The following is an 8362-nucleotide window of genomic DNA, read 5'->3' on the forward strand; positions in this document are numbered from 1 at the left end:
CTCAGACACGCTAATCCTATTCTTCGTTTCTGAATAAAAGGACAAGCAAAAATAGACAGGAAAAACCTGACTTTTAGTACCCTTTTATTCAAATCACGTATAAAAATAGGATTAGTTACGCATCTGCCCAAGTAACACCCTTTCCGATTTAGTTAATTATACTATAATGCAAAATAAAAAAAGAATCAATAGGAAAAGATTTAACATAATCTCCCTACAGTAATTTTATTTCATTTTTATTGAATGAAACTGCCCCGTATGTCAATGAGTTGAGTTCAAACAATGTCCTTCAACTATAATGCAATAAATTATATACAGAGAGAGGTTTAACCTCTTTCGATTCGATCGATGATTCCAGCATTACAACTTCGGATCGAATTAATTTCTTTAGATAAAAGATGAATAGATATTTACTTTTCCCCAATCCGTTTTCTCAGGAGGAATATTGCAAGCTTTTCAGATAAAAATGCTGTTAAAGGAATAAAAGCTATGAAAAAAAGTAGAACCATAACAATATCAACGGAATAATGTCTCCACGTTATAATGTGTTGAATCACAAATAAATATATATGTTTAAAAATATATGAGTTAACAATTAATAGGATGATGAAGAGTATGATATATATAAATTTGCCTTTTGTTTGATTAAGGTCCAACATACTTCTTTCATTTAACTCTTTTGACGTCTCATTTTTATTCAATTCTTGGTAAATATTATCATTCATGTCTATCTCCTTAATACAGTCAGTTTTTTTTAAAATCGATTATAGGTATTGGATGATACTAATAACCAAAATTTGCTCTCACTTCTTTATCTTGCAAGGTACCGATTAATATTCACCATTATACCTTTTAACTTGCTTACAATCATTATCTGAATGTTAATTCATTAAATTCCCTTTCCCCCCATTGTTTTTAAGGTGCTAATTCTCTCCATTCCAGTGATGATTGGCTTTCCACGCTCAATTAATTTTTGTGTAGCTTCAAGAGTTAAAGACGCTTGATGGGCTTTTTCATTACTCCATACTTCATAAACGTAAACAGAATTTGGTTCATCTTCAGCAGTATTTACAAGATATATCTCACACTCCTCCAGATTATTCATAGAATCTGCCGCTTCCAACAAAATATCTACCATCGTATCACGTTTACCTTCTTGTACTATAATTTTTCCAAATAAACTAAATTTGCTCATATTATCCTCCTCCATTCAGTTATCTACATATATGTTCTACATCCAATCACAAATAACCTTTTAATTAAAAATAAATCAAATTCACAAGATCTAAAATAGCTAATTCAATGCGTAGAATTAAGGTACAAATTCTACAATTACAAAACCGTCGAGCTAACAATAAACTCGCACATTAATTCTTATAAGAATTAATGTGCGAGTTTACATGTGTATAATAGTGTGTGCACCTTTAAACGAAAATTGATACTTTATTAGGTACACATTTATTTTTTATAATTTAAATTTTCGAACCAACCCATTTAACTTTTCTGCTAAGTCAGCTAGTTCTTCAGAGCCTCTAGCCATTTCTTCCATTGAACTACTAGTCTGTTGGGAAGAAGCAGATGTTTGCTCGATACCTGCAGCTGATTCTTCAGAAATTGATGCAATTTCTTCAACGGATGTGTTCATTTCCATTGTCCGTGTCTCAATATCCGTTAAGCTTTCTGTTACTGTCTTAATACTAATGACCATTTCATCAATTGCTGCACTAATGTCTGTAAATGTTTCATTTGTTGTTTTAATCTGTTCTGTACCAAGCTTGACTTCTTTATATCCACCTTGTAATGATTCCGTTACATTACTCGATTCCTGTTGTATATTCTTTACAATCCCTGTGATATCTGTAACCGAAACCGCAACCTGTTCTGCAAGTTTTCTTACTTCATCAGCTACGACAGCAAAACCTTTTCCATGCTCACCAGCACGAGCGGCCTCTATTGCAGCATTTAATGCTAGTAAGTTAGTTTGATCGGCAATATCTCGGATTACCGAAACTAAGTTCGTGATCTGCTGTGAATGTGTATCTAATCCCTGTACCTTTTCTACTGCTTCCTGTACGATCTGATCAATTTTAGTCATTTGTTCAGTCGATGTATCCATTAAGCGAGTTCCTTTATTCGTTAGTCCCTGTACATTCTGACCAACTTGTTCAATTAAATCACCATTTTTATTTGCTTCTTGAACTTTTAAGAAGAACGTATTCATAACTGAAGAAAGATCACTTGCACTATTTGCTTGCGTTTCTGAACCTGATGCTAATTCCTCCATCGTAGATGCAACTTGAACAGAACCTTCTTTTACTTCATTAGCAGATTGTGTCAATTCTTCACTTTGTCCACTAACTCTTTCAGAAACAGTTGAAACCTCCTTTAACACTTCCTGCAAATTAGCACTCATTTTATTTACTGAACTAGCAAGTTGCCCAATTTCATCTGTTCCGTTGTATTCAATTTTTGAAACGGTAAGATCTCCCTCAGAAATTTTATTACTAACTTCAACGACTTGACGTAAGTTCCGTGAAACTATACGACTGATAAAAATCACAAGCAATCCACCAATAATAGTCGAACCAATCAATGTAGCTATTTGAGTAATTAACGTGAAGTGTTGGCTCTGCTTAGTATTCACTATAGATGCCTTTCGATCTGCATTAACAGTTATTTTTAATTCATCTAATAAATCAATCGTTTCCCCTCTTAGCTCATTTGCTTGTCCAACAAATGCTTCTGCAGACCCTGTATTTCCATTGGCAATTGCCGATACGATATAGTTTTTAAAAATACGGTTTATTTCTTGATCATTTGAAATTATTTCTTGAAATAATTCTTCTTGTTCTTCAGTCTTTTCCATTAATTTGACTTTGGTAGCCAATTCATTAAAGACTTCTTGACGCGCATCATACTCTTCTATAAGTGCTGGATCTTGCTCTTGAAGATATGTTACAATTCGAATACCTTTCGCACGTATTAATGACCCCATTTCCGATATATCCATCGCAATATCACTTCGATATTCAACGGTCTCAATATCTTCACCAATAGTTTTGACTAAATAGGTTACAGTTCCTGCAGAACCACCAAATAATAATAAAACAAGGATCAATGCTAAACCATACTTCCAGCCGATTCTTATATTTTTAAAGTTTAGTTTTCTAAGTTTATACTTTTTTAGCCTTTTCATCATACCGATTCCCCCTAAGTTGTAAAATTTATGTAATCGTTCTCAGACAGCAAAAATGACTATCCGCATAGTCGAATAGCCAATCTATCTATAAATTGGTAATCAGGCGATCGTAGTATATCAATCATGTATGATAACCGTAGACCCTTGACTTTGCGTCCTACCCTTTCAAGTAGTTTGCCTTTTACAAATAACATATTAGTATGTACTATAATAGTAATCTATCACTCTATAAAATACAATATATTCTGTAGTAATTTTTTACTACTTTTTATATAATATCATGAAAAAAGCACCGTTTAAGGTGCTTTTTTCATATGTTTTAATAATTAACTGCGTCTAAAGAATTAATTAAACCATGTTCGTAGTAAAACCCCGCTCCATTAATTGGATCTGCCGTACTTTCAATTACATTGCGAATTTCTGCGTTATCAAGGCCTTGACCTGCTAGTAATCCAGCCAAACCAGCTACATAAGGTGAAGCCATAGAAGTACCCGACATGTAAACATAACCACCACGGAGGTAAGTTGAAGCAATATCAACTCCTGGCGCTACAACGTCAACCCAAGTTCCATAGTTTGAAAAGCTAGCAAGTTGGTTATTACTATCTACAGCACCAACTGCAATAACATTTTCATAGGATGCGGGTTCAAATGTAGTAGAAACACCATCATTTCCAGCAGCTGCCACAACTACAGAGCCTTTTTCCCAGGCATAATTAACGGCATCTTCCAACGTTTGTGTATCACAATCACAGCCCAACGATAGATTAATAACTTCTGCACCATAGTCAGCGGCATACACAATTCCGTCAGCTACCGCATCAAGGGAACCACTACCTCGGTTATCCAAAACTTGAACAGCTAAAATGGAGGTTTCCGGTGCCATACCAGCTACACCAACTCCATTATTTGTTTCAGCTGCAGCAATCCCAGCTACATGCGTACCATGACCATTTCGGTCAGTTGGATTATTATTGTTACGTACAAAGTTATATCCAGGGATTGTTTTATCATCTAAATCTTCATGTTTCATATCTACACCTGTGTCAAGGACGGCTATTACCTGATTGCTATCGCCTCTAGCCACATCCCATGCTTGATCTGTATATGTTGTGAATAATCCATATTCATAATCTGGACTAAAATATGGATCATTTGGCGTCCACGTAGCAGATAATTCGTAATTTGGCTCTGCATATTCAACATTTGGATTGTTATTTAATGCCTTAACAACAGCCTCAACATTACCTACTTTCAATACTTTAAAGGAAGACTTAACAGGATCCACATCAGGAACTACTTCAGCACCTATTGCCTGTAGTGCTTTATTTTGATTTTGCCTTGATGCAGATTCTTTGAATTTAACAATGACTTCCCCTTCAACATACGAAGCTTTTCCTTCCGATTTGCTCACTTCCGAGACTGGAGATAAGTCATTACTTGCCTTTTCTAATGCAGAAGCTTCACTCGTCATTGTTGGAAATGCGAACAGAACTGCTAAAGACAACATGCTAATCATTTTTTTCATAATATTCCTCCTTTTTAAGATGTACATAACATATTCTTAAAAAGGAGGTGAAATCCCTTTTTAAATGGGTTGGGAAACACAAATGAATTTATAGTAGATTAACGTAAACTTAATACCTAGACGTGAACTGTAATAGGAAAGTTTTACTTAAGTAACCGAGTTAATCTTTATCAAAACTTGTTATAATAACCTTTACCAAGCCTTTATGACAAAAACCTTAGTTGCACTTATGCAGGATAGGAAAGTTTATACTCCCTCTATATACTTTTCCATCTGCTAAAATAAAACAAATGTCCTACAAAGATGCATCTCATTTTTTTACAATTTAACAAATTATTAGGTCTTTCCCAACTTATTAAAAAAGACATAAAAAAGAGAGCGCATCCCTTTTCTATGTCTAATTATAGGTTGATATCAAGCTTACTTTTGTGGCTCAGAAGGGGTTGATATACTTGAAAGTGCTTCTTCAGCTTCATCATCAAATTGATGATCTACTGCTAGGTCACCTAAAGCAACCATCCCAACAACCTGTCCATTTTCCACAACTGGAAGTCGACGAATTTGCTGCTGAGCCATTATTTGTGCCGCTTCCTCAGCACTCATATCAGGAGTTGCTTGCACGATTTGCTGTGCAGTCATTACTTGTGATATTGGGGTTTGCGCTGCTTCACCCTGTGCAGTTGCACGGAGTGTAATATCACGGTCCGTAACAATACCTACCATTTGCCCGTTATTATTTACAACGGGAATAGAACCGATATTATGCTCACTCATTAGAGCTGCAGCTTCTTGAACAGATTGTGTTTCATTAATGGTGAAAACATTTGATGTCATAAGATTTCTTAGTTGATGATCCATCAAATAACCTCCCCTTTCACCTATTAGCTTGGTTTATTTTATTCGGTTTATGTTTGGAAAATATTTCTTTCATTAAAAAAAGGACCATATAATTTTTAAAAGGTCCTTTTGTTAATCAATTTTTATTTTAATTTGATCAACTGCATTATAGCCATACCCTTTACGGTTCCAATACGCTATAAGCGGTTGTTTGTTACCTTCTGAATCTGTTGCCCTTGATAAGATTGTATACTCTCCCTTTTCTGCTGCATTCCATTCATACTCCCATTGTACCCATTGATAAGGCTTGGGAGTAGTAATTAATTCGCACTCATTCCATGATTTTCCATTATTCAAACTAATTTCTACCTTTGTAATCAAACCTATTCCAGTCCACGCAATGCCTTTAACTATATGCTTTCCTGTATCTAATTCATCCATATGTAACGGTTTTTGTATCGTGGAATTCACATTTTTAGTTGTAACCGGCCAAGCTCCAGCATCATTTTCTTTATTTGGATAGTATATATAATCTTCACATTGAAAAGGTCCATCAAAGGATTTTTCGATTACCTCTATTCTCTTTACCCATTTTACTGATGCCATTGCATACCAATTAGGTACAATCAATCGAAATGGAAACCCATGTTTAAATGGTATAGGATTGCCATTATACTGGTATGCTATAATTGTATCTTCATGAAGTGCTTGTTCTATAGGTAAGCTTCTTGCAAAATAATGTAGTTGCTTAGAATTCGTTGTTTTACCATAATCATTTCCGATAAACACCACTTCTTTTTCAATATCTAATAACCCTGTAAATTGTAGTAGAGTTTTTAAAGAAATACCTCTCCAAACACCCTGACTTATTGCTCCTTTCCCCCACTGTTCACCAAACACCTTTGGTCGAAAAAATCCTCTTTTATTTCCTGCACATTCAAGAACTGTATGAACTTCTTTTGCAGGTAATTTTAGTATATGCTGTAAAGAGATTTTTATGGGATTAATAACACTGCCATCTATTTCTAATGAGTATAGGGAAGAAGATAAAAGGTGTGGATACGAAAAATGATTTCTTTTAAAAAACAATCTCTTATCTACTCGGTCTGATTGCACAAATGGGATAGGTGTCTCTTGATTTTCAGGAGATAAACTTTTAGTAATCAAATACGGCCTTACATTCGGCTGTTGTATGTGATACCTCTCCTTTCATATAGTCTTTCTTTCATCTATATGAAAATTTTCTAGCAAAAATTCAGTGGTTACTGATCAATTTTATACGTTTCAATATGATTATGCTTATCAAGTTTAGCATACTTCGAACGCCCTAAGTATAGTGGGATCTCTAATTGTTCAAAGTTAGGTAATCCATTTTCCAAAAAACATTTCTCATCCCGATAACATTGAACAATTTCTCCAACAAACCAATCGTGATCCCCATATGAATTGACATCAATCGTTCTGCATTCATATGCAACATAAGCATCATCTAATATTGGCGCATTAATCTCAATCCCGTTTTCAAAGTTCATATTCCCGTGGGCAAATTTATCAAAATTTTCTCCACTAAGAACTCCAACCTCTTGTATAAGTTTCGCTTTTTCATATGGCAAGAAATTAATTGCAAAACAGCCTGCATTTTTGACTAGTTCATATGTATAACGTTGTCTTCCTATTGCTACTCCATATATTGGCGGATTATATGAAATGTAAGAATGCCATCCTGCGGCCATGATATTATGTTCATTCTCATACGTTGCTGTTACTATTGCAACCATTCCTGGATAACTATGCATTACTGTTTTTTCTGTTGGTTTCCTCATAAAATCAACGTCCCCTAACTTAACTATTTCGCTTAAATCGTACCATTTTATACAAGAATAGAAAAGGGGCTATCGTTTGGCCCTATCCATTGATACTCGTTATCCTAATAACCCTTTGTAATTTTCTCGATAATTCCATAGTAATGTTCCTTCCAATATCACTAATACAATTGCCAATATTAGTAATGATGGGTCTACAAATATATGGAATGCAAAAATATTAACAACTATGCTAGCTAATATTAGTAAAACTAGCGGAACAAATCGGCGTATCAATAATAATATTCCACAAATAATTTCAACTCCTTTTTCCATTGCAAGTAAATATCCCGTTCCAAGAAATTCCATTGCTTCTGAACTCGTTGGGAATATTGGATCATAACCGAATAAAACCAAGTATCCATTTATTCCTGCTCCAAGAAAAATAATTCCTAGTACAATTTCAAAGATTCTTACCATGTTCATCCTCTCCTTTTTGAACCATCTTTTATATTTAAGATATCATATTTCCTGTTAAATGATTCTAAATATTATCATTTTTATGTAAAATATTTCTAAAAAAAGCCATGATACGAATTAATCGTATCATGGCTTTTATCTTTGCCTGGCGGCGTCCTACTCTCACAGGGGCAAAGCCCCAACTACCATCGGCGCAAAGAAGCTTAACTTCTGTGTTCGGCATGGGAACAGGTGTGACTTTCTCGCTATCGCTACCAGGCCTACAGGATGTAGGTCGTTCGGTGTTGTTCACAGGACGTGAACGGTTTTAACCGAACCTCCTTGAACGCTTTACAATGAGGGTTTATACCCTAAAAACTAAATAAGAGGTAAACAACGAATCAAAAATGTGTTAGTTAAGTCCTCGATCGATTAGTATCCGTCAGCTCCACGTGTCACCACGCTTCCACCTCGGACCTATCAACCTCATAGTCTCTGAGGGATCTTACTCACTCGAAGTGATGGGAAGTCTCATCT

At 35.0% G+C, this 8362-nt stretch carries 8 protein-coding genes, 2 rRNA genes and 1 riboswitch; all 10 genes read right to left on the reverse strand.

Going from position 1 to position 8362, the window contains the following annotated elements; translation table 11 throughout:
• Nucleotides 1-410: 410 nt before the first annotated feature.
• The gene (locus GMD78_RS18225) at nt 411-725 is read right to left on the reverse strand and encodes a hypothetical protein (RefSeq protein WP_155670953.1); all 315 of its coding nucleotides are present in this window, start codon (nt 723-725) and stop codon (nt 411-413) included.
• A gap of 164 nt (nt 726-889) precedes the next feature.
• Entirely contained in the window at nt 890-1195 is a 306-nt protein-coding gene (locus GMD78_RS18230; protein ID WP_155670954.1) for a putative quinol monooxygenase, read from the reverse strand.
• Between the two features lie 270 nt (nt 1196-1465).
• Nucleotides 1466-3199 (reverse strand): methyl-accepting chemotaxis protein, encoded by a 1734-nt coding sequence (locus GMD78_RS18235; protein WP_343042428.1) that lies wholly within the window; start codon nt 3197-3199, stop codon nt 1466-1468.
• Nucleotides 3200-3290: 91 nt separating this feature from the next.
• Nucleotides 3291-3388, reverse strand: a riboswitch (cyclic di-GMP riboswitch).
• Between the two features lie 130 nt (nt 3389-3518).
• Complete coding sequence (locus tag GMD78_RS18240; RefSeq protein ID WP_155670955.1) at nt 3519-4727, reverse strand: S8 family peptidase; 1209 nt, start codon at nt 4725-4727, stop codon at nt 3519-3521.
• A gap of 420 nt (nt 4728-5147) precedes the next feature.
• Nucleotides 5148-5585 carry a CBS domain-containing protein gene (locus GMD78_RS18245; RefSeq protein WP_155670957.1) on the reverse strand — a complete coding sequence of 146 codons (438 nt, stop codon included), beginning with the start codon at nt 5583-5585 and terminating at the stop codon, nt 5148-5150.
• Nucleotides 5586-5696: 111 nt separating this feature from the next.
• The gene (locus GMD78_RS18250) at nt 5697-6731 is read right to left on the reverse strand and encodes a sulfite oxidase (protein WP_155670959.1); all 1035 of its coding nucleotides are present in this window, start codon (nt 6729-6731) and stop codon (nt 5697-5699) included.
• A gap of 95 nt (nt 6732-6826) precedes the next feature.
• Nucleotides 6827-7387 carry a flavin reductase family protein gene (locus tag GMD78_RS18255; protein WP_155670961.1) on the reverse strand — a complete coding sequence of 187 codons (561 nt, stop codon included), beginning with the start codon at nt 7385-7387 and terminating at the stop codon, nt 6827-6829.
• Nucleotides 7388-7486: 99 nt separating this feature from the next.
• A complete protein-coding gene (locus GMD78_RS18260; protein WP_155670963.1) occupies nt 7487-7846 on the reverse strand; it encodes a hypothetical protein in 360 nt (119 codons plus the stop codon).
• Nucleotides 7847-7989: 143 nt separating this feature from the next.
• A 5S ribosomal RNA gene (rrf, locus tag GMD78_RS18265) occupies nt 7990-8105 on the reverse strand.
• Nucleotides 8106-8237: 132 nt separating this feature from the next.
• Nucleotides 8238-8362: ribosomal RNA gene (locus tag GMD78_RS18270) — 23S ribosomal RNA — on the reverse strand; the annotation flags it as partial.

The sequence above is a fragment of the Ornithinibacillus caprae genome, from assembly GCF_009728145.1.
Classification (GTDB): domain Bacteria; phylum Bacillota; class Bacilli; order Bacillales; family Amphibacillaceae; genus Ornithinibacillus; species Ornithinibacillus caprae.